This window comes from Larkinella sp. C7, from assembly GCF_006149005.1.
Classification (GTDB): Bacteria; Bacteroidota; Bacteroidia; order Cytophagales; family Spirosomataceae; genus Larkinella.
On the sequence record NZ_VBSL01000002.1, the window covers coordinates 25,833 to 51,331 of the forward strand.

Here is a 25,499-nt window from a genome sequence, read left to right on the forward strand (position 1 = left end):
TTTTCATCAAATAACGCAAAAAATATTGATTTAGTTGTTACTACAGGATCTGAGCCTGCTGTCAAATACAAAAGATAGTGTGAAAAGCAGGATTTGGGTGGACAATTCTTAATACAGAATAGGGACATTTCGATCCGATCATAAAACCAAAAATTCTTAGCTTCAGGTTCTGGTTTTCGATTCAACGTGGACAAAAATAGCTTCTCTTTGTGGGGCCGCAAGCGTCAGATGATCAACAAAATTGCTATTTCTCAATCACCTCGGTTTTCATCAGCGATTCGTCGAGCGGTTGCATCAATTCTTTGATTTCGGCTTTGGTCAGCTCCGGGTCGATCCAGCGACGCTGCTCCTCGTGACTGAGCATCAACGGCATGCGCTTTTTGGTGTTGTGGATGTATTCCATGATCGGGTTGGCCGCCGTCGTCACAATGGAGAACGTCGGCCGGTTTTTCCAGACCGAATAAATACAGCCCAACGCAAACGGTTTCGGGTCCGACAGGGTGATGTAATAGGGGATTTTCGATTTCCCTTCATGGCGCCATTCGTAGAAACCATCCACCAATAGAATACACCGGTGATTTACAATGCTGTCCTTGAAAGACGGTTTTTCGAAGATGGTATCCTCGCGGGCGTTCAGCGTCATCTTGGCCAGTTCAGCCGCTTTATCTTCTTTCGCCCAGGCCGGGATCAGACCCCACTTAAAGAGCTGGATGGTTTTGGGATCGTCTTCGGTGATGACCGGGAGCAGGGGATGCGCAAAACCAGACACCCGGCCGGGCGGGGTGTAGTCGTCCGAAGCGGCCTGAGCGGCTTTCACCTGCCGGACCAGTTCGGCCAGGGGTGTTTGGGCGTTAACGGTGTAGCACATAGAGTGAAGGTTTAGTCAGTAGGATAACCGGAAATCAAACGAAGTGTTGCCTTCGTTCTTTGCTATGCCGTACCCCGGTAGCGAAAGATCAGCTGGTCATCGGTTTCCTCGACGAACTTAAAATTCAAATGACCGTCAAAACCGTTCGTGGTAAACGGAACGCTATAATTCAGCCAGCCGTCCTTGTAGGCGGTGCCGGTTTCGTTGCTAATATGGAGTTGCAGCAATTGCAGAATTAATTTGGTTGCAACCCGGCCAAAATCACCGGTAACGATGTTCTGATTCTGGATCGAGACGACTTTCATGAACGGCGAGCTTTTCTAACGCCTAATCTAGTGAGAACCGTTCAAAACACCAATCCCTGACCGGGTTGGATTATGAAGTTCTTGATTTGAAAACGGACGGTTCAAATAATGCAAGAATTTTTTTTGCACACTCTTCTACATCTCCGATTTTCCGGTATTCATTAATCAGACTGAGGCACCTTGCGTAAAATTCATCATACCCCTTCAATGACGGCCCGATTTCAATGTCGATAACTACGTTGGATGAATAATTGGTTCCGGTGTTGTTTTTCCTTATACCCTCTAATTGCTCGTTCCGCTCTTTGGGGTAACCGCAGTCCATATAAACCAGGCAGTCATATTGTTCAATTACTGCGGGTAAAGCGGTGGTATATTCGGCATTAAAATAATGCGCCAAATGGGCAAAAGGATCATATCCCCATGTTCCGCCCAACTCTGTCCGATATCGGTTAAAAAGATCCAGATAAGGTTCGAAATTTCCAACCGAGTAATCTTTGCAGGCCTGGTGTAGTGACCGCAGCTGATTATTCAGATTTGTAGCCTGAAAGTGGGCTGTCATCATGCCCCTGAAGGCATCGTTATCAATATCTACGTTGGCCCATCCGAAAGATGATTCTCTCAGAAAGCGGGCCTGGTTGTTTGTTTCGTCTTCCAGATACTGGATTTGCTTTAAATCAATTAAGGCGTTCATGGTATGTTGTTTTAAGTGGTATAAACTGGGTGCCATTGACCTACAGTAAGTTAACACTTAAATCTAAATAGTGCAAAGCTAAAGGCAGTGTCTTTCAGGTAAGACCGAATCCAATCTAAAAAAGAGTATTTGGCTAAATGAGAAAAGCAAGCAATTTCGTTATCAAGTAAGTATGCGAAAAGTCGTAGCTCCAGATACAAAGTTGATTATTTTGATTGATGCCGCTGTCGCCTTTCATTTTGTGATCGTTCCCATTCCAAATCTGAGTTGAAAGAATCACGGTTTAATTTGATTCCAAACTCAAAATCCTCATCAACCTTTTGACATTCTCCGTCTAAAGAGTCTTTAATAACATAGTGCAAAAAATGAGAAGCCATTATTGTAGAGCAATATTCTACTTCATTTAAATATAAGAGTTTTTTATCATCGAGAGAATTGTAGTCTTTTTTGACTATTATTTCACTCTTTGATTGCAATAAACCTGCTTTTTCACAGTACGGTACATGAATATTTAAATAGGTTGGTAGGCCTAATCGGTGGAAAGAATTAAGGCGGGAATGTGCAAGGATAATTAGGATTTCAATAAGATAGTGTATTTTAATGGAGTCGATCAAAATAGCCAGATCCATAAATTCGCCATAATTTATATTCCCTGTAATATATGCGCCGAATGCTTTTGCCAACAAGGCTGCTTTCTTTTCATGGTCAAATCGTTCTAAATAAATAATAATTTGTTCTCCCAACTGACCTCTTGCCTTTTCATCATTGTTGTGCCTTTCCCAGAACTCTTCTTTCTGGTTTTCGGTAAATTCATCAAGATTATCAAGGAAGGATTTTACTTTCTTGAAAAACAGATGGTCACGAATTGAATTAAAGGCCTGAATACTTTTCGCGACAGTCCCCAAAAAAGGAATTTCTTTAATGAATGTATCTGGGAGATTAGAGTCAATAATGGCTTCCAGGGAATCCGTTATAATTTCTTCAATTGGTTTGGAAGGCGATTCTTGGCCACCTATAGAGACTGTTCCCATGGTTTCAATTTGAATCTGTCAAATCTACCAATAAGCGCAGAAAGTTTTGGCGCTCTGGTAATAAAAAGCAATGGTGTCAGCTGTCAAAGCCTATATAAGGGGGTTTAACAGCTGACACCATCATTCTACCCAAAAATAGAGTATCTGGCCAGACCATTGATTAGTCAGTATTTTATCTTACACGGCAAAACCGGCAAAAGAAGAAACGGGGAGTTCTGCCGGTTTTGCCGGTAGGTTACCTTAGTCGTGGAGATAAAAAATGGTTGTATTGGACAGATAAGATCAACTTAATTATGGGGCATCTTGAAAGGCCGCCAGAATGATGTCCCAAAGAAATTGTGTATCAAACGGTGTATCAAAGAAAAAGCCACCCCGTTTATAGAGTGGCTAATTCACTGATAATCAAGAGCCCCCAGTCGGGATCGAACCAACGACCTACTGATTACAAGTCAGTTGCTCTACCAGCTGAGCTATGGAGGCAATTCGATTTGAGTGTTCTGCCACCGGGGCAGTCAACCGAAAACCGGGCGTGCTGGATGGCTTTCTTTAAATCTGGTGCAAAAATAGCAAATTTGCCTTTTCGGTCAAAGAAAGACTCCTTTATTTTTCCATCCGAAGCCGTTTTTTTGTTTACTGGGCTTCCCGAATCACTTTCAACTGGTGCTTCAGATCATCCAGTTGCTTCTGGGCCACCTGAATCTTTTTGTCGATGTCGGCCCGCAGCTTATCCGCACCTTTCGAACGGCTGAAAAATTCGATGTTGTTGTTATACACCGCAATATCGTTTTCCAGTGTCGTCATTTTCCGGCGAATATCGCCTTCTTTTTTGTACAAATCCCGCGATGAACCGGTTTCGCGGATCATCTCCGCTTCATTCTCAAGCGTCAGCCGTTCTTTCTCTCTTGGCGAAATTTTCCCGTTGGCCCCCACAAACAAGTTGACCGCATTGATGTACCGCTTCTGAATCGACTGCATGTCTTTCTTCGGCACATAGCCAATTTGCGACCACTCTTTTTTGAAGTCGTTCAACTGCGCCAAATCCGCATTACCACTGTTTGCTACGGTTTCGATCCGCTCGCAAAGCGCTATTTTTTTCGCCAGATTTTCTTCAAACTCTTTTTCAACCTCCTGGTTCCGGGAGCGTTTTTTGTTGAAGAAACCGTCGCAGGCGGCTTTGAAACGTTCAAAAATCGTGTCCTTAAATTTCTCCGGAACCTGACCGATGTTTTTCCACTGACGTTGCAATTCAATGACTTTCTGGGTGGTTTCGGCCGATTCTTCGCCCGACTCCAGAATGCCTTCTACTTCTTCGCACAACTGGGTTTTGGCTTTCAGGTTTTGCTCCCGCTTGCTTTCAAGTTGTTTGAAAAACTCACCTTTATGGTGGAAGAACTGCTTGAGGGCAGCCCAGAATTTCTTGCTCAGTTCTTTACCTTCGTCGCGCGGCATCGGCCCCCGAATGTTGTTCCAACGATCCTGGATCGTCATCACTTCGCGGGTTTTTTCGTTCCAGTCGTTGATGCTGTTCGAGGTGAACGACGTAAACGGAATCAGTTCTTCGTAGAGTTTGGATTTCTCTTCATACAACTGTGCGCCTTCTTTCCGAATCTCTTCGTTCTGCCCGCGACGGCGGTCGTAGAGCGTATCGAGCGCTTTTTTGAAGCGTTGCCACAAAACTTCCTGCTCCGCTTTCGGAGCCGGCCCGACGTGTTTATATTCTTCGAAAAGCGCGTTGGCTTCGTCAATAACCGCTTTGGTTACCGGACTGCCTTCGTTCGCCTGAACCATCGCTTCCACTTTTTCACAAAGCTCCGCCTTCTGGGTCTGGTTCTTTTTCCGATCTAGTTCTTTTAGTTCGAAATAAATATTCCGGTTGCTGTAGTAGCGGTCAACCAAGGCATGATAAGTGGCCCAAAGCGTCGCATTGTGGGGCGACGACACATTCCCGGCGGCTTTCCACTCGTCCTGAATGTGCTTGAAACCGTTCCAGCTCGTCTTCGGATCACCGGCGTTGTTTTCGTCGGCTTCCACCAACTCCCGCAACCGGCGCAGCAGTTCCGTTTTCAGGTTAAAATTGTTATCCTTGGCCTTTTCGAGTTGCTGGAAATACTGATTTTTCTGGTCTTTAATCTGCTTGAACAGACTATCAAACCGCCCTACCAGTTCATCGGGTTTGAACTCGAATCCTTCTTCTGAACCGGTTTCCTGCACGTACCGCTGCAGGGCTTCGGCCCGGTCCGACGCTTTCGATTGATCAAACAACGGACGTAATTCTTTCAGGACGTCATCTGCCCGACGATAGTCCGATGCCGAAACCGCATCCGTCTTCAAAGAAGCCAGATTTTTTTCGAGCAATGCGACCATGTCCGCCCGGGAAAGCTGGCTGTAATCGGCAGCCGGAGTTACCTCCTCCAGTTCCAGTTCGGCTGATTCGGTGGGTTCAACGTGCATTTCTGCCACCGCCGAAGTCTCCGGTACGGATTCTTCAACAGCCACAGGTTCTGCAACCGGTGCCGCTTCAGCAGAAACCACCTCCTGGCCGGATTCGTCAGCAACCGTCGGCTCCGTTGCCAAAGCTACCGGCGTTTCCGCTCCTTCCGGCTCGGGCGCTCCCAAATCGGTTGTTTCCTGATTGAGTTCCGGCCCCACCGTGTCAGCGGGTTCCGGAGCCGATTCTACTTTGTCAGCCGGTTTTTCGTTCGATTCCAGTTCCACTTTGTCAGTCGGTTCCTCGTTTGATTCTACCGCATCAGTCGGCTCAGTCTCCGGTTTTATCTCGTGAGATGCGTCCAGATTCTGTTCCTTGCGTTCAGTTATTTCTTGCTCTTCGCTCGCCATACGATCTTTAGGAATCGTTACTTTTGCAAAAATACGAAAAAAAGCGGATTATTATTTCTTTACAGACCGCATCACCGGATCGAATCCCAAACACCCATGCTATCTCCCCTGGCTGACCTACGCAAAGAGTACACCCTAAACGGGTTGGACCCGTCAGATGTTACCCAAAATCCGTTCGATCAATTTCAACGCTGGTTCACGGAAGCCCTGAATGCGGGTGTTCCGGAGCCCAATGCCATGCATTTGGCCACGGTTGGTCCGCAAGGACGGCCTTCCGGACGAATTGTGTTGCTGAAAGGCTTCGACGAAAACGGCTTTTCTTTTTTCACGAATTACCAAAGCCGCAAAGGTTTTGAGTTGGCCACACACCCCTTTGCCGCACTGACCTTTTTTTACGCCGAACTCGAACGCCAGATCCGGATCGAAGGCGCGATTCAGAAAGTATCCCCGGAAGACTCTGACATTTATTTTCAGAGCCGCCCACGGGGCAGCCAGATCGGGGCCTGGGTTTCACACCAGAGTTCAGCCATTGAAAGCCGTGAGGTACTCGAAAACCGCCAGCGGGAACTGGAGCTACTCCATAAGAACCAATCCATTCCGCGCCCCCCACACTGGGGCGGATACCTCCTGATTCCCGATCGCATCGAGTTTTGGCAAGGCCGGCCCAGCCGTTTGCACGACCGGGTTTTGTACCGAAAAGAAGAAGATAATTGGGTAATTGAGCGGCTGGCGCCGTAGTGGAAGGATGGGTTATGAATGATGAGTTATGAATTTTCGAGCCAGCTCGTTCACCATTCATAACTCATCATTATTTTAAATCAAACAGATTTTTCACCCCAATCGTCCGATCCACGGTGAACCCTTCACCGTATTTGACGCCGATGACGTGGCCGAACTCTTCGGCGCGGGCGCGCAGAAATTCCATGAATTCCTGGCTGGCAATGTAACTCATGGGTTCGTTGCTCTTCGGATCATAGAACTGACTCTTGTAGGCCAGCAGCGACGCCTGTTTCTTCTCGTAGAAATCGGTAATATCGACAATGAAATCCGGTTTGATGTAGCGATCCTGAATCAGGTGATACACCAGTTTCGGACGCCAGGCCTCCTGCTCCAGCCCCGTCGCGTCAGCACCAAGATTATCAACGGTTTTGATTTGCCGCAGCCCCGAATAAAAGCACGCATCCACCACCAGTTCCGACGCCCGCCCGTGGTCGGGATGGCGGTCGTAAATGGCATTCGTGATCACAATATCGGGTTGATAGCGCCGGATTGCTACCATCAGCGCCTTCTGGTGTTCTTCATCGTTGCGAAAAAAACCGTCCCGAAAACCCATGTTTTCGCGTGCCGACAGCCCCAGAATCCGGGCAGCCGCATCGGCCTCCTGCAAACGAATTTCGGGCGTTCCACGCGTTCCCAGCTCTCCGCGTGTTAAATCCACGATGCCAACTTTTTTACCCTGTGCAACGAGGGAAAGAATGGTGCCGGCGCAGCCTAATTCAGCATCGTCGGGATGAACGGCAATGACAAGTAAATCCAGTTTCATTCGTTAGTGGACTCTCAGTTTTTGTCCCGGCCGAATCCGTGAACGGGTTGAAAGGTGGTTTTTCCGGGCCAGCGTCGAAGCCGTCAATCCATACCGCCGGGCAATGCTGGTGAGGGTTTCACCCGATCGAACACGGTGGAGAACCGTGCGTTTGTAACGCGGCTTGAACCCGGACAAGTTGACGCTACTTTTCCCGCGTAAATAATCCCAGACCGAAGCGGTCAAAATGAAATGGTCGGAAATCAGGGAGTTGGTTGGGAAGTCGTAAACGAACGTGGGGCTGAAGGGGTTGCCCTCATACCGGGTTTCGAAGTGGAGGTGAGAGCCGGAACTGCGGCCGGTGCTGCCGCCTAGGCCAATCTGATCGCCGGCCTTGATGAGTTGGCCGGATTCGACCAGGGCCTTGGACAAGTGACCATACACGGTTTCCAGACCGTTGTAATGCCGAAGCAGAATATACCGGCCAAAGCCGCCACCGTCCCAGCCTGCCACCCGCACAATCCCGTCAAAAGCGGCATAAACCGGGTCGCCGGTTTCCAGATCAAGATCCATTCCCTTGTGCCACCGCCCCCAGCGCGGGCCAAACATGGAGGTTACTTTTCCGTCGACGGTTGGGGCCGACCAATACCGGTTTTCGGCCGGGTCGTATAATTTCAGATCAATTACTTCGTCAAACTGGAGGGGGTCGATGCCATATGGATCGACGTTGTGAGGGTCCCAGATGGCATAATAATCCGCAATTTTCACCCAATCGTCACCCACCTGAACCGAGTCGATGTATTCGACCACGGCCGGTTCACCTTCATCGATGGTAGAAGTGTCCTCAGCAACTACGGGATTCACCTCTTTTTTGGGTTCAAACTGATTATTAAACCGCAGGTTGGAAGGTTCCTGTTCAAATTCCTCATCCGGCACCTGAACCGGCGATTGCGTGGGGAAGTTGGGATTTTCTTTCTCTGTTTTCTTTGGCTTGATGCTCAGGTTCTTCTTGAATTTTCCACGTTCCTGTGCTTCTACGGTCGTTACGCTTGCCAAACAGCAAACGCTGGCGAACAGCCACCAGACTGCCAGTTTTCTCATCCTTGGGGATAAAGTTTGACAAAAAGAATGATGAATAATGAATGATGAACGATGAATTGGCTGACGCTCACCATTCATCACTCATCGTTCATCATTCATAACGCCCTTTGTGGTGGTTACTAATTGTGTATCGTTTACGCTTCCGCGTGCATTTCAACTTCTTTCATGGCCAGATACCGCTCGGCATCCAGGGCGGCCATACAGCCCGTTCCGGCGGCCGTAACCGCCTGGCGATACGTGTTATCCTGCGCATCGCCACAGGCGAATACGCCCGGCACGTTGGTCCGGGTGCTGCCTTTTTCCGTCAGGATGTACCCGGTTTCATCCATATCAACGAACGGTTTGAAAATGGCCGTATTGGGTACGTGACCAATGGCGACGAAAAATCCGGAGACATCGATCACCCGTTTTTCACCCGTCACCGTATTTTTGATCAGCGCACCGGTTACTTCCTCCTCACCCAGTACTTCTTCCGTTTCACTATTCCACAAAATTTCAATATTGGGGAGCGATTTCACGCGGTTCTGCATGAATTTCGAAGCCCGCATTTCGTCCCGACGGACGATCATATACACTTTTCGGCACAAATTGGCCAGGTAACTCGCTTCTTCTGCCGCTGTATCACCCGCGCCTACAATGGCGACGTCTTTCCCCCGGAAAAAGAAGCCGTCACAAACCGCACAGGCCGAAACGCCCAGGCCGTTCAGGCGCATTTCCGACGGCAACCCGAGCCATTTGGCCGAGGCTCCGGTTGAAATAATCACCACATTGGCACTAATTTCCTGCTGATCGTCCACCATAGCCTTGTGAATGGTTCCGGAGAAATCAACGGCGGTGACGACACCATACCGGATGTCGGTTCCAAACCGGCGGGCCTGCTCTTCGAGGTCCGTCATCAGTTGGGGGCCGTTAACACCGTGGGGATAGCCCGGAAAATTATCAACTTCGTTGGTGATGGTGAGTTGGCCGCCCGGTTGCATTCCCTGGTATAAAACGGGCTTCATGCCTGCACGGGAAGCGTAGATGGCGGCAGTATATCCGGCCGGGCCGGAACCAATAATAAGGCAATTGACGTGTTCGGTGGTCATCGTCTGACAAAGAATAGAATGTTTAATCTGGTCGGCTTTTGCTTAAATACGGAGCCAGACACTGAAAAAACAAGCGCAAAGGTGCAAAAAATTCCCGGCGAAACCAAGTTAAAGGAGAATGAGCCCTGAACTCTGAATAATGAAAAAATAAGGCAAAATCCTGCTCTTTTGTGGCCATTTTGCCCTTCCCTGCTCCGGCTTCACCATTCAAGCTTCTTTAAATTTTACAAAATTCGCCATTCGATCCGCCGGTTTAGCTTCCGGTTTTCGTCGGTGGTGTTGGGAGCAACGGGCTTTGTTTCGCCGTATCCGGCTGATTTAATCCGGTTTGGGGCAACACCGGCTTTGGCCAAATAACTCACCACCGATTGCGCCCGCTTTTTAGACAGTTCCAGGTTGTTGGCCGTACCGCCCTGATTATCCGTATGCCCGGAAACCTCGATGTTGACCGTTGGATTGACTTCCAGAAACTTCACCAGCCGGTCGAGTTCGGTGCGGGATTTGTCGGCCAGGTCGTATCGGCCGGTTTCAAAAAAGAGGTTGTTCAGCGTCTCTTTGGCCGGTGCCTCACCCTCCGTCGGCTTGATTGGTTCCAGCGGCACGCTCATCGTCAGCCCCTCCCCTTCCCGTTTCCGGGTAAAATCGAACGAAAGACTTTTGAACAGATATCCCGGCCCGATCACGTACAGGGCGTACTCGCCACCAGTCGGCAGAATGGCGGTGTATTGCCCGGTTTGCGGATCGGACTGAACGCGGGTAATCAGTTGATTGGTCGACAGGTCAATGAGTTCAATCGTGGCATTCAGCGGTTTTTTGGTGCGGGCATCCGCCACCAGCCCTTTCAGGTAACTGACCGGGCGGACTTTCTGACGCAGGGCTTCGGGCAGATCAAAAACGTAAAGTTTGGAACGCTGCTTGCCATCGCTGGCGGCCTGTTCCTGCGAATAATAAGCGTGAGCACCGTTGGCCGAGACAAACAAAGCTGCCTGATCGTCGGAAGTATTGATCGGATAACCCAGGTTTTGCGGATTCGACCAGCCCGAAGCCGTACTGTCGGCCACAAACAGATCGTAACCACCCAGGCCCAGGTGTCCTTCCGAAGCGAAAAACAGGCTCAAACCGTTGGCGTGAATAAACGGCGATGCTTCGTCAAAGGGCGTGTTGATGCTTTTCAGATTATAAGGCGGTTTCCATTCACCGTCGTCGCCCAGATCGCTGCACCAGATATCGCGCCGACCCACGCCCCCTTTCCGATCCGAAACAAAATACAGACGCCGGCCATCCGCTGACAAGGCGGGTTGCGATTCCCAGGCGCGGGTGTTGACCACCGGCCCGATGTTCTGCGGTTCCGACCAGGCATTCCCGGTTTTATGACTAATGTACAGGTCACAACTTCCGTAGCCTGCGCGGCCCTGACAAACCGTAAACACGAGTGTGCGGCCATCGGCCGACAGCGTGGGCGTCCCTTCGTTGTTGATGGAATTGATGAGGGGCGAAATGGATTCGGGCGGACTCCAGGTCTCGCCCTTCTGGGTCGAAACCATCAGGTCCTCATCCCCTTCGGGTTTCAAAACCGTGTACACCAGCGTCTGTTCATCAGCCGTCAACACCGGAAAATACTGGGACGGAAACGCCTGAACGGTTGGCGATAACGGTTGCGGTTTTACGGGCAACGGATTCTGAATCGCCTGTTCGCCAAAATGGGCGGTTTGCAGCATCCGGTCGATCCGTTTCCACTGCAGCGACTGGGGCGGAAACAGCTTCTGATACCGTTCGATGTGCGGGATGGCGACCCGATAATTGCCTTTTTTGAGTAGATAGGCACTCACAAACTGATACGCCAACCCTGTTGTGGGTTTGTCGGGCTGCTGTCCGATGGCCCGTTGGTAGACCTGAAAAGCCTGGTCGGGCTGGCGCATGAATTCGTATACCTGCCCCAGTTTCAGATACGCATCGGTATAGCCGGTATCACGTTCCACGGCCTGGTGAAACAAATCCAGCGACTCGGTCATTTTCCGGTTCGACAAGGCATCGACGGCCTTTTTATATAATTCGACGGCCTTCTTATTCTGGCAATAGGAAGGAAGAAGAAAGGGAGGAAACGAAAAAAGGAATAAAAGGAGAAACAGGCGGTTTGGCCGTCGCTCCCTTCTTCCTTTTACCCACTTCGGTTCCTTTACGGAATGTCCATGAATTTGTGTGTTTGCAACGAAACCTGCCATTGCGGATGCTGTTTTACATACTCAACGATCAGAGGTAGCATTTCATTTGAACGACTCCACTCCGGTTGTAAAAACAATTTGCAATGCGGTTGCAGCGACGCCACAAAGGACTCCGCAAACGCAAAATCGCTTTTGTTGTAAATAATGGCTTTCAATTCATTCGCCTTTTGGAAAATATCCGGATTGGGCTCCTTGAACTTCTTGGGCGAAAAACAGATCCAGTCCCAACGCCCGGTGACGGGATAGACCCCCGACGTTTCAATATTCGTCTGAAAACCGGCGTTCCGAAGGGCCAGCGTCAAACCGCTCAGGTCGTGCATCAACGGTTCTCCCCCCGTAATGACGGCCATTCGTCCGGGGTATTGCAAAGCGCCTTCAACGAGTTCATCGATCGTGTATTTCGGGTGGGCGTTCACATCCCAGGATTCCTTCACATCGCACCAGTGACACCCAACATCGCAGCCGCCAAGCCGGATGAAGTACGCAGCTTTTCCCGTATGTGCACCCTCTCCCTGCAACGTGTAGAACGATTCCATGACAGGAAGCCGCTCCAGGGTGTCAGTTTGTTGATTCAGTACTTGATTCATGGGGCAAAGTTACGGAATTTGCGGGCGAAGGTTTATCTATTCCCACGGCTTTCCGCAGCCTTTATGAAGTATCGTCCGTTTCCGTTTCTGCTTACCGGCCTGATTCTCGCCGTAACAAGCACGTTTTTCCTGAGTAATACGCCCCCTTTGGCGGCTCTAAAGCCCAATGTCGTCTTCATCTTCGCCGACGATCTCGGCTGGGGTGACCTTTCTTCTTACGGGGCCACCGACCTGAAAACACCCCACATCGACACCCTGTTGCGGGCCGGATTACGATTTACGAATTTTTATGCCAACAGCCCGGTTTGCTCCCCCAGCCGGGCGGCTTTGCTGTCGGGGCGTTGGCCGGAAGCGATGGGCGTTCCGGGCGTTATCCGCGACGATTTGGCCGATAGCTGGGGCTACCTCGCTCCGGGTCTGCTGCTCCCCAGCTACCTGCAAAAAGCGGGCTACCACACGGCTTTGGTCGGAAAATGGCACTTGGGACTGGAACCCGAAAACGCCCCCAATGAACGCGGTTTCCAGGAATTCTACGGTTTTCTGGGCGATATGATGGATGATTATTACACCAAGCGACGCAACGGCCACAACTTCATGCGCCACAACCGCCAGGTCATCGATCCGCCCGGTCACGCAACGGAGGTGTTTACCGAAGGGGCGATCCGGTATGTGAACAGCCGGAAAAACAACCCGAAACCGTTCTTTCTGTACCTCGCTTACAACGCTCCTCATAACCCGTTGCAACCACCCGCCGACTGGCTCGACCGGGTGAACAAGCGGGAACCCACCATCGACCCGACCCGGGCCAAACTGGTGGCACTGATCGAACACCTGGACGCCAACATCGGCCGGCTGCTGGCAACGCTGAAAGCCAACCGACAGTTGGAAAATACGCTGATCGTTTTCACGAGTGACAACGGCGGCTGGGGTCCCGCCAAAGCCAACAACGGCCCCTACCGCGCTTTTAAGGGAACGATGTACGAAGGCGGGATTCGGATTCCGGCGGGAGTGGTCTGGTCGGGTCACATCCCGTCGGGCCGGGTGTCGGACGAGCGGGGGCAACTCAGCGACTGGATGCCCACGTTTCTGGAACTGGCGGGTCAACAAGCCACCACGCCGGTCGATGGCAAATCGCTGGTACCGGTCTTGCTAACGAATCAACCGGATGCGCAGAAGCTCGACATACTCCGCCAGCGACCGCTTTTTTACATCCGCCGGGAAGGCAACGACGCCTTTAAGGGACTGACGACCCAGGCTGTTCGGCTGGGCGACTGGAAATTGCTGCAACCCAGTCCGTTTTCGCCCTTTGAATTGTATAACCTGAAGGACGATCCGAAAGAAACCACCGATCTGGCGAAGCAGGAAAAAGCGAAAGCCGATGAATTGACCCGCCTGTTAATGAACCACATCCAACAGGGCGGGGCCGTGCCGTGGCAGAAAAGAAAATAAGAAACGGTGCAACTTTCCGATTCAGGACGGCATCTTCTTCGCAGAAATCTTACCATTCGCTAACCACCATGCAAACCCATCGTTTTTATTTATCCCTCTTGCTTTCGACGCTGATGGCCGGTTTTTCAGAAGCGCAGTCGGTGACAAAACAGTTCAGTATCAAATCGTTCGACCGCATCGACGTGGCCAATGCCATTGATGTCGAAATCCGGAAAGGCTCTTTTGACATTGTGGCCGATCTGTCGCCCGGCGAAACCGAATACCTGTCCGTCAAAAGCGAAAACGGCGTGCTGGTCGCCCGGTTCAACCGACCGGCCGGCAACTGGATGCCGGGCAAAAACCGCAAATCGCCCCGCTTGCTGGTCACGATGCCCGCCCTGCGTGGCATTACCCTTTCCGGGGCTTCCGACGGCGATGTGAATGATGCGTTCGACAGTGAAGAGCTGGACATTACGCTGTCGGGAGCCGCCGACCTGACGATGAAAGACATTTCAGCCAACCGCATCCGGCTGAAAGCCTCCGGCGCTTCCGACACCAAACTGCGGGGCCGCGTGAAGCAACTCGATGTTGACATTTCGGGGGCTTCGGATTTGCAGGCCTATGAACTAACGGCCGATGAAGCAATGATCCGGGCGTCGGGAGCGAGTGATGCCTCGGTGACCGTAACGAAACGACTGGAGAAAAACACGCGGGGCGGAGCGGATGTCTCACACCGGGGCAATCCGCAGACGGTGATTTCGAATCAGAAAAAATCAGACGACTAGACCGACGAACCGCGCATCCAGTGAACGGATTCGGGTGACATTTCCAGCCCGACCAACTGGCCAACTTTGATTTTTTCGTGGGAGGCCGCGACAAACGTCAGGTTGACAAACCGGTTCATTTCGACCTCTACTTCCAGGTAAGCGCCTTTGAAAAACACATTCCGGACGGTTCCACCGAAGCGTCCTCGGTCGCTCAACCGGATGTTTTCCGGCCGAACACACGCCAGGGCGTTGGGTTGGTAGGCGTGAATGATGCCCATCAACGGCAGGTGTTTGGCCCGAATCAGATTGGCCGGGCCGGTCATTTGCGCGGCATAGGCGTTGTACGGACGGCGGTAGACATCCATCGGCGCACCCATCTGAATCAGTTGGCCATCCTGCAAAATCCCGATGCGATGCGAAATGGACAGGGCATCGGTCGAGTCGTGGGTGACAAACAGACAGGCGGTTTTTTCGTTCCGAACCAGGTCCAGCAACATGCTGCGGATCAATTCGCGGTTGGGCAAATCGAGGTGACTAAACGGTTCGTCGAGCAGCAGCGCGGCCGGTTTTTCGGCAATGGCACGGGCAATGGCCGTCCGCTGCTTTTCGCCCCCCGACACCTGGCGCGGGAGCCGGTGTTGCACCGCTTCGAGCCGACACAGGTTGATCAACTGCTCGACCCGGAAATTCTGGTAGCGTTTTTCGTAAAACCGTAGGGCGTAGGCAATATTTTCGCGAACGGAAACATGGGGCATTAACTGGTATTCCTGGTGCACCAATTTGATATGAGGATGCCCCGGAACCAACTGTTCAGATGGCCCCTTAATCCGTTCATTATTCAATTGTACGGCCCCTTCCGTTGCATCGAGTAAACCCGCCATCAGGTTGAGCATGGTACTTTTCCCCGAGCCACTCGCCCCGATCAACCCCACCACCTCACCCGGTTTTATGACCAATGAAACGCCCCGAACGGCGGTTACGTCCCCGAAAGATTTTACAAGATGGATAGACTCAAGCAATGGATATTGACCTTTTTCAGTGCACGCAATATATTGATCGACAAGGCTTTACGTAGATAACAAACGAAAACCGTCTTTGCCGACGGTGTAAAATTAAGGAATTACGGGAACAACCGTGCGATAAGATTTTATCATATGTGCGAAAAATCTCCAAGCATTTTTACCGTTTCCCCAGCCAATAAAAGAATAGTACCAACAAAAGGAAAGCAAGTACCACCAGCGCAATTTTCCAGGCCGATTTGGGTCGTTCACCCGCAATCTGTCCGGTTTGACCATTGACCAGGAACCGGTATTGCTTGCCGTTGTAGAGATACATACAAATCCAGAGCGGCAACAAAATGTGCTTGAACGTCTGATTCGTCAGGGTCGTGTCGACAGTCAGGTTGCGTTGCGTATCCCCGCCCATTTGCGAGGCACAGGCATTTTCTTCGCGGCTCCGAATCTGTTCTTCAGCTTTGCGGGCGCTTTCAGGCAAATCGATGCTGTACACTTCGGCTTCCCAGCCCAGCAAGATCCGCGGATCATAATCGACGATTTCCTTCAAATCGTAGCGACTGGCTTCCTGCACCTGGCTTTCCCGCTCCGACAATTTTCGGGACGCCATTTCGAGCATGTCGTCGTAAAACGCCTGGTGCGACCCACTGCGGTATTCCCACCGAACCCGTTGCTGTTGCTGGGTCACCGTCTTGCCGTTGGCATCGCGCACCTGCACCGGAACGTAGTAATAAAACCCGGCTTCTCCGGTGTAGTTCGAGTGAGCCTGGGCGTCAAAGGTCCAGAATGGAATGTAGATACCGTGCAGGTTATCCAGCATCGCACCGGCGGCCAGATCCGACGGCGCCAGCCAGCTATCCCCTACCCAGCTCTTGAACCGCTGCAATGCCTGCTCTTTCGAAATCCGGAACGGTAGCAAACCGGCGGGTTCGATCAGCCGGGTTTTCTGCGCATCCGGGTTCACGTTTTTGGAATTGCAAAAGGCACAGGTAATGGTCGGTGCGTCGTAATTTACGGTCGTTTTGGCACCGCAATTCTGGCAGGTAAACAACCGCTTTTCCTCGGTGGGCGCGTTGGGTAACTGCCGGTCTTCGACCCGAAAAGCCAGCGGGTTCTCGTGCAGGTTGCTTTTGGTAAACGGAATGTCTTCGGTATTGCCGCAATAATCGCAGCTCAGTTTCTGTTTCTCGGCCGAAAATTTCAACTGCGCTCCGCAGGCCTTGCAGGGAGCCCGGACCAGGTCTGAAAGTTCTGATGGTTGCATGGTGGGACGGGAACGCGGACGACCCGCGTTCCTACCGGTTTGGGGCTATAATCGGGCTAGTAACTCGGCTTTTTTGGCGTTAAATTCCTCTTCGGTCAAAATCCCGGCGGCTTTCAGTTCGCCCAGTTGTTTCAGCAGGTTCATGACCTCAGTTTTGTCTTCTTTGGGCGCCTGCGGAGCGTTGGCCGCGCTGGTGTTCTGCATGAAATTGCCCAAACCGCCCAGCAACACGGCTGCGCCACCGGCACCACCGCTTTCGGCGGCATCTTCCAGGGCAACACCCGCCTGAAACTGCTGAAAACGAGCCATATCGCCCACCATATTCATCTGCGTGGTTTTGTCGAGAAACGCTTCGACTTCGGGCGGCAGGCTCGTATTTTCAATGTAAAATTTGGTCAATTCCAGACCGTAGCCCGTGAAATCTGACTGCAGTAGTGGCAGCAGTTTGTCGCCAATTTCCTTGTAATTGCGGGATAAATCGTAGACCGAAATACCGGCTTCGCCAATCGTGTCCGTGAAGTTGGTGATGATGGCCGAGCGGAGTTGGTCTTCCACATCGCCGATCCGGACAACGGGCGTCGTTCCGGCGTATTCCTTGATAAACTTCCCGGCATCGACCACCCGCAACGCAAACACCCCGAACGCCCGAACCCGCACCTGCTTCAGTTCGGGATCGCGGACGATGAACGGGTTTTGCGTCCCCCATTTGAGGTTCGTAAACTGCTTGGTAGAGACGAAGTAAATATCGACTTTGAACGGCGACTCAAACCCCATTTTCCACGACCGTAACGTGGTCATGATCGGCATGTTCTGCGTGGTCAGTTCGTAGCGACCCGATTGATACACATCGGCTATTCGGCCTTCATTGATGAAAACCGCCACCTGCGACTCCCGTACGGTCAGTTGAGCGCCGTATTTGATGTTGTTGCCATTGTCCGGAAATTTCCAGATTACCGTATCGTTCGAGTTATCGACCCAGTCGATGACCTCGATAAATTCATTGCGAATGAAGTCAAATAGTCCCATATGCTTGTCTTCGACAACCGCAAGGCCATCGGGTTTTTCGGTGTTGCTGTTTTACACGTTCAATTCTACGCAAAAAAAACGAACCCGCGCGGGTTCGTTTTTTTGAACGGCAAGAAAAAACCGCCGGACGTTCCGTTTTCAGGAATGACGGAGCGACTGTCTGAATTCAGAAGTCTACTCCCGCCATCCGTATTTGTTCTCGTCAAGAAGCAACAAACTCATCAACTGGTGCTCCCGCAGGTCTTCGGGCGTTGACGGCCCATAGGTAAGAGAACCGACAGCGGGTCGTTCACCCAGGTATTTCTTGTAATTTTCCTGATTTAAAGACTTCAGCTCATCAAACTTCTCCTGAATAAAGTGGTACACTTTATCATCAATATGGTAAAGCTTTCCTTTCAGGTAATTCGCCGTGGCTTTGGTAGGTTCGTCCATTCGGTGTTTGAAATAAAAATAGTCCGGCCATAGATAATCGAATTGATGCTGTAGTAACGTTATCTTTAACAGATTGGGCATTAGCGTTCGGGCAAACCGAAAATGCTCGACCAATAACCGGACTTTCATCTCATTTAAATACCGCTTGTACTCCGCTTTTAAAAAAGCAATCTTGGACTCTTCCTGAAACAATCCTGTCAATTTTAACAGAGACCTTGGACTAAAAAAATCAGGCAGAATCTTTTCGTAATTGGTTAGTAATGATTGGTTATACGCAATTTCGCCCAGTTTGCCATTGTCTTCTTGCACCAGACTTTCTTCGTAACTCCGAATCCGTGTTTTTAGATTCGCTTCATACCGTTCGAACTGCTCGTCTGCCAGAATGTCTTTAAAAGTCGCCCATTCAAAATCCCATTCTTCCCATTGCGAAAAGTACGTATCCTTGGAAGAAAGCCTTTTGTCCTGTTCATAGTGATGAATGCGTTCGGCCTGTGCCAGATCCGGATTACAAAAGGCGTACCGTTCCTGCACCAGTTTTATCAGCCAGTCGGGGTCTTCGGGGGTAATGATTGTGCTCATTTTTCAATTGTCCGGCTACGAAACAGCGACGAAAGAAGCGTTACGGTTTTAAGAGAGTGAAGCGTTATACCGCCAGCGTCAGAAAAAAATCAGGATCGGCCGTGTTTTCAGTCGCTATGGGTTCAAAAAGGTACCAAAGCAGAAAGTCGGGCAAATAATCCGGATTCTCCGGCTGGGAATGGATGGCTACTACCGTTTTCCCCCGATCAACCGCTAAACCGTACGATAAAACGGCTTGCTTTCCCGCCAGCATCGACCACTCTGCCAACGGATTATTTCTTATTTTTAATTGATAGGTTCGGTCTTCATATTCGAAAACCATCGCATTGCCATACCACGTTTCAGGATAAGCCCTGGCTACCCGTCTTTCGTCCCGGTCACAAATTTCCAGTGAACTTTGCCAGAATCCGGTTCTCCTGATCGTGAATTGTTTGCTACCCACAGTTGCGGTTGCTTTCCCGCCCGCAGTATTCATACTGAGTGATCCTTTCTTTTCGTTTCCGACAAAAAATGTATAGATCCCTTCGTTTATTTTACGCCATTTCTTTTCCATTTTTCAGCTTTTATCTACCCTGTTTTTGCATATTCTATAAAGATTCCAGTAATCCAATGAGCCGCTAATGTTATGAAATTAATTCCAACAAGAACATTTGATAACAATTCAATAATACACCTGCTAACAGTCACGTTTATACGTTAAATAATTTTTTAAATAGTTAATTAACCTTTAGAAACTTAAATAAAATATACCTTATTTCCAAATTAATTTTCCGGTAAATTTGATAAAAACAGGCTATTCCTGAATCTGATGAAAGCAGAATAAATGCCCGATAAACAAGGTCGAAAACAAAAAGTCCCGGCTATCGAATACAGCCGGGACTTTTTGTTTTTGGATCTCCACGTGGTTTATGCTTCTGCGTTTTCCAAACGTGGGAGATCTTTCATCGCTTCATTGGCATTTTCAAATGCTTTCCGGTTCTTATACTGAAACCACGATTCTGTAAAGTATTTTTTCATAAAATTGTCAATCCGCATTTCCCCCAGCAGATTCCAGGCACCCTGAATCCGTTTCAGCCAGGATTCATTGAGAACCCGGAGCGACAAAGCGTAACCGCCATCGATGTACTCGATGTAATGCCAATAACCGGCTGGTATATAGAGCGTTTCACCATAATCCAGGGTACATTCATAACCTTTGACGTGCTGCAGGCCGGGGTATTTCTGGTAATCCGGGTTGTTGACGTTCATATACGAAATGACCGAAAACGGGAGCCGATACAGCAGGGGCGTGTATTCGGGGGCAAACAACACCACCCGCTTCCGGCCCACAAACTGCGTCAGGAAAACGTGCGACAGGTCAATATCATAGTGCATATGCACCACCGACCCCGCTCCCCCGTAGAACATAAACGGCAGACTCATCGCAAAACCGTCTACCAGATCCGGTTTCAGAATGTCTTTTTTGAGGGAAGGAATATGCTTGAAAATATTGAAGAGAAAAATGCGCAACTGGACGGGCTGATTGGAAGAAATTTTGTCCAGATAATCGCCAAAATTCATACGCTCATCGACGAACATCGTGCTTTTATCTGGATCTGCCGGCTTGTTATTGTACAAATCGACCGTTAGATGACCGGCCCGTTGTTTGAGTTTCTCAAATGACCAGTTTCTATACGCAGGCCAGTCGTGGCAAAAATCCCGGATGATGGCGGGCTGGTGTTTTTTGAAATAGTTTTGTTGAAAAAGAGTTTTATCCTGTTTGCTGATGCGATCGATCGGAACGAGTTCAAGTGCCATAGGGTAGATGAATGCAACGTACAACCCAAAATTTATTGGATGTAACAAGATTTCTACCAATGAGTTCACAAAACCGTTCGAAAATGAGGCAGAGATTGAATTAAATTTCGATTAATGCAATCCTACTATAATACAATCCGGCGTTACTGCCGTACCTTCTTCCAATCAGCATCGAACACCAAGACGATGTTGGATAAAAGGCACGGCAGACCCGGTTATGGAAATGAATTAAAAAATAAATTTCGTCGATAGGAATTCGGATTGGTGCTGCTCCACAATGTCGTTTAGAATGGCCTTGTTCTGGGCCGTATCTTTCGTAGCCACCACGGTACGGATGGAAAACGACCGCAGCGCATCCTCTACCGACAGAGTGCCTTCTGCCGAATCTTTCCGGCCCGTAAACGGAAACGTATCCGGGCCGCGCTGGCATTGTGCATTGATATTCACCCGGCTGACCTGGTTGACCAGCGGATCGATCAAACGCGCGAGGGGTTCGCTTTCGCTCCCGAAAATGCTGACCTGCTGGCCGTGATCCGCATCGATGATGTAGGCAATCGGCTCATCAATATTGTCAAAGGGAACCACCGGAACCACCGGCCCGAACTGCTCTTCGCGGTAGAGTTTCATACCGTCTTTTACCGGATAAACCAGGGCCGGAAAGACGAAAGATTCCACGGTCGTGCCGCCCCCTTCATTCATAATCCGGGCTCCCTTCGCTTCGGCATCCCGCAGGCACGCATCCAGGTAGGCCGGTTTTCCGGGCTCCGGCAGGGGCGTAACCTGCGCGCCTTTGCTCCAAGGCATTCCGGGTTTCAGTTTGTTCAGTTCTTCGCCCATGCGTTGCAGAAAAACATCCGCCACCGACCGGTGTACCCACAGGATTTTTAGGGCCGTACACCGCTGCCCATTGAACGACATTGCACCCAGCATACACTCTTTCACGGTCAGCTCGATGTCGGCATCGGGCAGAATAATGGCGGCATTTTTGGCATCCAGGCTCAAAACCGCCCGCAGGCGGTTGCTTTTGGGGTGCATTTTTTTGAGACTGTCGGCCACCCGGCTCGATCCAATGAGCGCCAGCACATTGATTTTCCCCGACTTCATCAGCGTTGGAACCACCGTGGCTCCCCGGCCATAAACCGTGTTGACGACCCCTTTCGGAAACGACGTCCGGAACGCGTCCAGCAGTGGATGGTGCAGCAGCGTGCCGTGTTTCGGGGGTTTGAACAAAACCGTATTGCCCATCAAAATGGCCGGGATCAGCGTGGTGTAGGTTTCGTTGAGCGGGTAATTGAACGGCCCCATGCACAAAACGACTCCCAGGGGCGAACGCCGGATCTGCCCGATAATACCCTCCTCGATCCGGAAACGCGAACCGGCGCGATCGACGTCCTTGAAAGCGTCGATGGTGTCGTAGATATACTGCACGGTGCGGTCGAACTCCTTGATCGAGTCGGCGAGGGTTTTCCCGATCTCCCACATCAACAGGTTGACGACGGCTTTTTTCTGCTCCATCATCTTCCCGACAAAGCGTTCCATGCACTCGATCCGATCGGTTACCGACATCGTCGGCCAGGCACCCCGCCCACTGTCGAAAGCCCGAACGGCTGCGTCCAGCGCATCCAGGGCTTCGTTGTCATCCACCGGCAAGGGGTAACTGCCGATCACTTTCCGAACCAAACCGGTGGGCGTCTGAACAAAAATCGGAGACACCACCTCCTGCGTCGGGCCGTCCCACTGCCGGATTTCGCCATCCACGAGGTAGTCCCGCTGATGCAATGCTTCGATCCGAAATTCCTCCGGAATCTGGTCTTCTGCCGGAAAAAGAATTTCCAGTTGCTGTGCTAAATGAGTCATACTATCAAATAAGAAATGGTAATTGCAGCGTAAAAAGGCACAAAAAAACCGTCCTCAAGTCAGGCAGGCCGGTCGGCAAATCAGAAGTCGATGAAGAATGAACAGAGGCTGGCCTTTCGGATCAGCCCCGCAAAAGTACAGAATACAGGACGAAACGCGACTACCCAATCACTAGAATTATAGCGGGTGTCGGACAAATACTACTCTATTTTACCTTTTTTTTTAATAAATACGACTTTGTAAAGCAAAAAAACAGCCCAAACGATGCAGTTGGGCTGTTTTTTTAGAAATAGGCGTTTTTAGGGTTTCAGCAATTTTACGGTTACCGCCTGCTGACCCGATACGACCCGTAAGAGTAACAGACCCGTCAGTTCATGGTCGAGATTGAATTGCTGTTTTTCAACGACGCCGGCGGTTTCTACCGCTCGCTCGCTGATGATTCGCCCGCGGACGTCACTGAGTTGAAATCGAATCGGTTTCCCTTCCACACCCCGGACTTCCACGCTCGTTTGCTCACCAACGGGGTTCCCCAACACCGTCACCAACAAACCCCGTTCTGCCGATTCCACTGCGGTTCTTGCCGGCGAGGGGCAGGTCAACGATTTGGGCGCATACTTCAAGGTATAGGTGCTGTTCCGTACTTTGGCACTAATCTGGCGGGGTTTGCCGTCTTTCAGACTCACCGGCGTCGGAAAGCTGTAGGCGTGTTTCCCATTCCCCTTTCCCGCATCGTCCAGATCCGTTCTGTAAATATCCGCTTCCGCCGTTCCGATCACCTTGCCGTCGGCCGAAAATTCAATCGTCACCGACTCGTCGGGCTTGTTCCGATCCCAGGCCCAGCCACGCATGGTACCGCACTCTACTTTATCCAGATAACCGTCGAAACTCCCCGTTACGGGTCCTTCCGGCTCGGGTTCCGGCTCCGGGGCTGGTTGCGTAGCCGAATTCACCCGAATCAGAAAAGCGTCCGTGACGGTTGCGCCGTCATTGTCGGTTGCTTTCACCGTCACGCTCAGGGTTGTCACCGACGTTGGCGTACCGGCAATGAGGTTCGTAGACGCATTGTAGCTCAAACCAGCCGACAAACCGCTCACTTCGACTTTAGCGATGGTTCCGTCCGGGTCTCTGAAATGGCTTTCCGAAACAGACAGGCTAAACGATTTGCCAACGGTGGCATCGCGGTCCGAATACGTCGTAATCACCTGGGGTGCCTTGTTCACGTCGGGTTGGGTTGGTTCATCCATCTCATCCAGCAAATCTTCGATGAGTGTAACCTGGACCGGTTTTTTCCCGGACTTATTGTATTGATCCGTCCAGCGATTGGTGATGGGTGTATAGGTGTCCCGAAGGATTTCCGACAGTTTGTAGCTGATGCTGCCGCCAGTTTGTACCTGCGTCACGGGCTGATTCAGCAAACCGGCATCCACCACCCGATCGACCAACTGTGTGAGGGTGGCGCGGGCGTCTTTTCCCCCGAAATTAGCCAGCGTCAGCATGGAAGCCCCGTGATCAAAACATTCCTTCACCTGATCGTAGTACGTACCGATCGAAACCGTTTGCCAGAACATTCCGTCGACCGCATTGATCATAAATGCACCCGGTTTTAAATTGCTGCGCACAATATCCATCGAAAACCGGTGGTTGTAGGTGGGGCCGTCGTTGAATTTCAGCCCATCCGCGTTCTGGTTCAGGCTCTTGAAAGCGTATGTGCCCCGCAGACCACTCAGCCGGTCCCAGACCGCCCCGTGCTGATTGACCACCCGAATCGACCCATCGACGCTTTTGATCGTGTTCGTAATGTCGTTCAAAAACCGTTCGAGCAGGCGGTGCCGAAAGACGTACCAATCCAGCCCCCGGCGATTGGCGCTGAAGATACCCCGTGGATCACTGGTCGTGTTACCCGGTGGCACGACGGCATTCCAGTCGCTAAAACCGGTGTTCCAGCGCTTGTTGAGATCCGATAGCGCGAATTTTTCCTGCAGCCACTGCCGGAAGGCGGTTTTCATGGGATCGCTGTAATCGAAAGCAATAACAACCTTGTCGCCATCGGCCTTGTCGAGCACCGGCGAATATTCGGATTCCAGGGCAGGCGAAGCCACGACGGAGAAAAACAGCAGCTTGTTTTGCTGTTGTAAATAGAGATACCGCCGGGTGGTTTCCTTCACGAAATTCTTCGCCAGTTCGATGGTCGGCTGGTGGGCGTAGCTAAACTGCGTGATGCCACTGCCCGTACTCCGTGACCCGTCAGCCGCCTGCATGGTCTCGTTGGTCTCCCAAAAATCGCCCAGCATCTTAATTTCACGACCGACATGAATTCGCAGGGCAATCTTCAGGCCCAGCCGTAAGGCGGTTTGTACGTGAGAATCGACCACTTTCCAGTTGGCGACACTCTGACGGGTGGGGTAAACCCGGTCCCAGTTGATGGTGATTTCAACGGCATTACAGCCCGCTGCGGCCGAATGTTCGATGCGCTCATCGTCGACCCGGGGGTCATTTTCGAAGTTAAAAATGGTGACGCCCAGATACCGTTGCCGATTGACGGGAGCGGGCTCGGAAACCAGGGCGTTCGATGGCAATTTGATGGCGTGACTGACTCCCTCACTGCCCCGGGCGGTACTAAAACTCAATCCCAAAAGGAGGACAAGGCAAGCCAATAGATCGTTACGGTTTTTCATACGTTGCGTTAATAAATTAAAAAATGTTACTATATTGATTTATTAAAATCCATAGTTATCCGATCGGGATAAATCCCGTTTTAAAAATTAAAGGGCAAAAAGGTTTCGATCCGACAGTCTGCAACTGTCGGGGGCTACACGTAAATCGAAATGGTAGGGTGACTAACTACGCTCAGGACGCCACGTTCTACTTCACAGTAACAGCAGGATTTTCGTTCGAAAGCGTGGGAAGCTGCCTGCTTCAGCGCCCGGATTTGATTTCGAATCGTGCAAATTTAGTACGGCAAGATTTCGCCGAAAAGAAAAATTTTACTTTTTTTGAGCATACATCAGCATATGATTGCGGAGTGCCGATGAAAGTTAACAGACTTATTATTCATATGAAAATAAGCTGAACACCCAAAGAAG

General features: G+C 50.7%; 21 protein-coding genes and 1 tRNA gene. 3 read left to right on the forward strand and 19 right to left on the reverse strand.

Features of this window, described 5'->3' with window-relative positions:
* Positions 1-244: 244 nt before the first annotated feature.
* From FH871_RS05180 to FH871_RS05205, 6 genes are all read right to left on the reverse strand, one after another.
* Positions 245-868, reverse strand: a complete 624-nt coding sequence (locus tag FH871_RS05180) for an SOS response-associated peptidase (RefSeq protein WP_138990294.1) — start codon at positions 866-868, stop codon at positions 245-247.
* 62 nt (positions 869-930) lie between these two features.
* Positions 931-1,173, reverse strand: a complete 243-nt coding sequence (locus tag FH871_RS05185) for a hypothetical protein (protein WP_138990295.1) — start codon at positions 1,171-1,173, stop codon at positions 931-933.
* Between the two features lie 70 nt (positions 1,174-1,243).
* Complete coding sequence (locus tag FH871_RS05190; protein WP_138990296.1) at positions 1,244-1,864, reverse strand: hypothetical protein; 621 nt, start codon at positions 1,862-1,864, stop codon at positions 1,244-1,246.
* Positions 1,865-2,070: 206 nt separating this feature from the next.
* Complete coding sequence (locus FH871_RS05195) at positions 2,071-2,895, reverse strand: hypothetical protein (protein ID WP_138990297.1); 825 nt, start codon at positions 2,893-2,895, stop codon at positions 2,071-2,073.
* Between the two features lie 407 nt (positions 2,896-3,302).
* Positions 3,303-3,375, reverse strand: a tRNA-Thr gene (locus tag FH871_RS05200).
* A 150-nt stretch (positions 3,376-3,525) separates the two neighbouring features.
* Positions 3,526-5,733, reverse strand: a complete 2,208-nt coding sequence (locus FH871_RS05205; protein ID WP_138990298.1) for a DUF349 domain-containing protein — start codon at positions 5,731-5,733, stop codon at positions 3,526-3,528.
* A 96-nt stretch (positions 5,734-5,829) separates the two neighbouring features.
* On the opposite strand from FH871_RS05205, the gene pdxH reads away from it, so the two are divergent.
* Positions 5,830-6,471: a pyridoxamine 5'-phosphate oxidase gene (gene pdxH, locus FH871_RS05210; protein WP_138990299.1), complete on the forward strand. Its 642-nt coding sequence runs from the start codon at positions 5,830-5,832 to the stop codon at positions 6,469-6,471.
* A gap of 70 nt (positions 6,472-6,541) precedes the next feature.
* Here pdxH and bshB1 read toward each other — a convergent pair whose 3' ends face one another.
* From bshB1 to FH871_RS05235, 5 genes are all read right to left on the reverse strand, one after another.
* Positions 6,542-7,276 carry a bacillithiol biosynthesis deacetylase BshB1 gene (bshB1, locus tag FH871_RS05215; protein WP_138990300.1) on the reverse strand — a complete coding sequence of 245 codons (735 nt, stop codon included), beginning with the start codon at positions 7,274-7,276 and terminating at the stop codon, positions 6,542-6,544.
* Positions 7,277-7,279: 3 nt separating this feature from the next.
* Entirely contained in the window at positions 7,280-8,356 is a 1,077-nt protein-coding gene (locus tag FH871_RS05220) for a peptidoglycan DD-metalloendopeptidase family protein (protein WP_138990301.1), read from the reverse strand.
* Positions 8,357-8,490: 134 nt separating this feature from the next.
* Positions 8,491-9,444: a thioredoxin-disulfide reductase gene (gene trxB / locus FH871_RS05225; protein ID WP_138990302.1), complete on the reverse strand. Its 954-nt coding sequence runs from the start codon at positions 9,442-9,444 to the stop codon at positions 8,491-8,493.
* A gap of 224 nt (positions 9,445-9,668) precedes the next feature.
* Positions 9,669-11,666 carry an OmpA family protein gene (locus FH871_RS05230; protein ID WP_138990303.1) on the reverse strand — a complete coding sequence of 666 codons (1,998 nt, stop codon included), beginning with the start codon at positions 11,664-11,666 and terminating at the stop codon, positions 9,669-9,671.
* Positions 11,621-12,253: a 7-carboxy-7-deazaguanine synthase QueE gene (locus FH871_RS05235; RefSeq protein ID WP_229317072.1), complete on the reverse strand. Its 633-nt coding sequence runs from the start codon at positions 12,251-12,253 to the stop codon at positions 11,621-11,623. The genes FH871_RS05230 and FH871_RS05235 overlap by 46 nt, the downstream gene beginning before the upstream one ends.
* Before the next feature lie 63 nt (positions 12,254-12,316).
* On the opposite strand from FH871_RS05235, the gene FH871_RS05240 reads away from it, so the two are divergent.
* Together FH871_RS05240 and FH871_RS05245 are read left to right on the forward strand one after the other, a co-directional pair.
* Positions 12,317-13,702 (forward strand): sulfatase, encoded by a 1,386-nt coding sequence (locus FH871_RS05240; protein WP_138990304.1) that lies wholly within the window; start codon positions 12,317-12,319, stop codon positions 13,700-13,702.
* A 68-nt stretch (positions 13,703-13,770) separates the two neighbouring features.
* Positions 13,771-14,466 (forward strand): head GIN domain-containing protein, encoded by a 696-nt coding sequence (locus FH871_RS05245; RefSeq protein ID WP_138990305.1) that lies wholly within the window; start codon positions 13,771-13,773, stop codon positions 14,464-14,466.
* On the opposite strand, the gene FH871_RS05250 is transcribed toward FH871_RS05245, so the two are convergent.
* From FH871_RS05250 to FH871_RS05285, 8 genes are all read right to left on the reverse strand, one after another.
* Positions 14,463-15,467: an ABC transporter ATP-binding protein gene (locus FH871_RS05250; RefSeq protein WP_138990306.1), complete on the reverse strand. Its 1,005-nt coding sequence runs from the start codon at positions 15,465-15,467 to the stop codon at positions 14,463-14,465. The genes FH871_RS05245 and FH871_RS05250 overlap by 4 nt on opposite strands.
* 160 nt (positions 15,468-15,627) lie before the next feature.
* Positions 15,628-16,725 carry a hypothetical protein gene (locus tag FH871_RS05255; protein WP_138990307.1) on the reverse strand — a complete coding sequence of 366 codons (1,098 nt, stop codon included), beginning with the start codon at positions 16,723-16,725 and terminating at the stop codon, positions 15,628-15,630.
* Between the two features lie 45 nt (positions 16,726-16,770).
* Positions 16,771-17,751, reverse strand: coding sequence for an SPFH domain-containing protein (locus tag FH871_RS05260; RefSeq protein WP_138990308.1), 981 nt, complete (start codon positions 17,749-17,751; stop codon positions 16,771-16,773).
* A gap of 174 nt (positions 17,752-17,925) precedes the next feature.
* A complete protein-coding gene (locus tag FH871_RS05265) occupies positions 17,926-18,762 on the reverse strand; it encodes a hypothetical protein (protein ID WP_138990309.1) in 837 nt (278 codons plus the stop codon).
* Positions 18,763-18,826: 64 nt separating this feature from the next.
* Positions 18,827-19,315 (reverse strand): hypothetical protein, encoded by a 489-nt coding sequence (locus tag FH871_RS05270; protein ID WP_138990310.1) that lies wholly within the window; start codon positions 19,313-19,315, stop codon positions 18,827-18,829.
* A 353-nt stretch (positions 19,316-19,668) separates the two neighbouring features.
* Complete coding sequence (locus tag FH871_RS05275) at positions 19,669-20,559, reverse strand: cupin-like domain-containing protein (protein ID WP_138990311.1); 891 nt, start codon at positions 20,557-20,559, stop codon at positions 19,669-19,671.
* A 228-nt stretch (positions 20,560-20,787) separates the two neighbouring features.
* Positions 20,788-22,416 (reverse strand): NADP-dependent glyceraldehyde-3-phosphate dehydrogenase, encoded by a 1,629-nt coding sequence (locus tag FH871_RS05280; RefSeq protein WP_138990312.1) that lies wholly within the window; start codon positions 22,414-22,416, stop codon positions 20,788-20,790.
* A 299-nt stretch (positions 22,417-22,715) separates the two neighbouring features.
* The gene (locus tag FH871_RS05285) at positions 22,716-25,091 is read right to left on the reverse strand and encodes a beta-galactosidase (protein ID WP_138990313.1); all 2,376 of its coding nucleotides are present in this window, start codon (positions 25,089-25,091) and stop codon (positions 22,716-22,718) included.
* Positions 25,092-25,499: the final 408 nt, after the last annotated feature.

Excerpts from the sequence above, each read along its gene's own strand:
- FH871_RS05180 (WP_138990294.1), bottom strand. The coding sequence starts at position 868 with ATGTGCTACACCGTTAACGCCCAAACACCCCTGGCCGAACTGGTCCGG.
- FH871_RS05185 (WP_138990295.1), bottom strand. The coding sequence starts at position 1,173 with ATGAAAGTCGTCTCGATCCAGAATCAGAACATCGTTACCGGTGATTTT.
- FH871_RS05190 (WP_138990296.1), bottom strand. The coding sequence starts at position 1,864 with ATGAACGCCTTAATTGATTTAAAGCAAATCCAGTATCTGGAAGACGAA.
- FH871_RS05195 (WP_138990297.1), bottom strand. The coding sequence starts at position 2,895 with ATGGGAACAGTCTCTATAGGTGGCCAAGAATCGCCTTCCAAACCAATT.
- FH871_RS05205 (WP_138990298.1), bottom strand. The coding sequence starts at position 5,733 with ATGGCGAGCGAAGAGCAAGAAATAACTGAACGCAAGGAACAGAATCTG.
- pdxH (WP_138990299.1), top strand. The coding sequence starts at position 5,830 with ATGCTATCTCCCCTGGCTGACCTACGCAAAGAGTACACCCTAAACGGG.
- bshB1 (WP_138990300.1), bottom strand. The coding sequence starts at position 7,276 with ATGAAACTGGATTTACTTGTCATTGCCGTTCATCCCGACGATGCTGAA.
- FH871_RS05220 (WP_138990301.1), bottom strand. The coding sequence starts at position 8,356 with ATGAGAAAACTGGCAGTCTGGTGGCTGTTCGCCAGCGTTTGCTGTTTG.
- trxB (WP_138990302.1), bottom strand. The coding sequence starts at position 9,444 with ATGACCACCGAACACGTCAATTGCCTTATTATTGGTTCCGGCCCGGCC.
- FH871_RS05230 (WP_138990303.1), bottom strand. The coding sequence starts at position 11,666 with ATGGCAGGTTTCGTTGCAAACACACAAATTCATGGACATTCCGTAAAG.
- FH871_RS05235 (WP_229317072.1), bottom strand. The coding sequence starts at position 12,253 with ATGAATCAAGTACTGAATCAACAAACTGACACCCTGGAGCGGCTTCCT.
- FH871_RS05240 (WP_138990304.1), top strand. The coding sequence starts at position 12,317 with ATGAAGTATCGTCCGTTTCCGTTTCTGCTTACCGGCCTGATTCTCGCC.
- FH871_RS05245 (WP_138990305.1), top strand. The coding sequence starts at position 13,771 with ATGCAAACCCATCGTTTTTATTTATCCCTCTTGCTTTCGACGCTGATG.
- FH871_RS05255 (WP_138990307.1), bottom strand. The coding sequence starts at position 16,725 with ATGCAACCATCAGAACTTTCAGACCTGGTCCGGGCTCCCTGCAAGGCC.
- FH871_RS05260 (WP_138990308.1), bottom strand. The coding sequence starts at position 17,751 with ATGGGACTATTTGACTTCATTCGCAATGAATTTATCGAGGTCATCGAC.
- FH871_RS05265 (WP_138990309.1), bottom strand. The coding sequence starts at position 18,762 with ATGAGCACAATCATTACCCCCGAAGACCCCGACTGGCTGATAAAACTG.
- FH871_RS05270 (WP_138990310.1), bottom strand. The coding sequence starts at position 19,315 with ATGGAAAAGAAATGGCGTAAAATAAACGAAGGGATCTATACATTTTTT.
- FH871_RS05275 (WP_138990311.1), bottom strand. The coding sequence starts at position 20,559 with ATGGCACTTGAACTCGTTCCGATCGATCGCATCAGCAAACAGGATAAA.
- FH871_RS05280 (WP_138990312.1), bottom strand. The coding sequence starts at position 22,416 with ATGACTCATTTAGCACAGCAACTGGAAATTCTTTTTCCGGCAGAAGAC.
- FH871_RS05285 (WP_138990313.1), bottom strand. The coding sequence starts at position 25,091 with ATGAAAAACCGTAACGATCTATTGGCTTGCCTTGTCCTCCTTTTGGGA.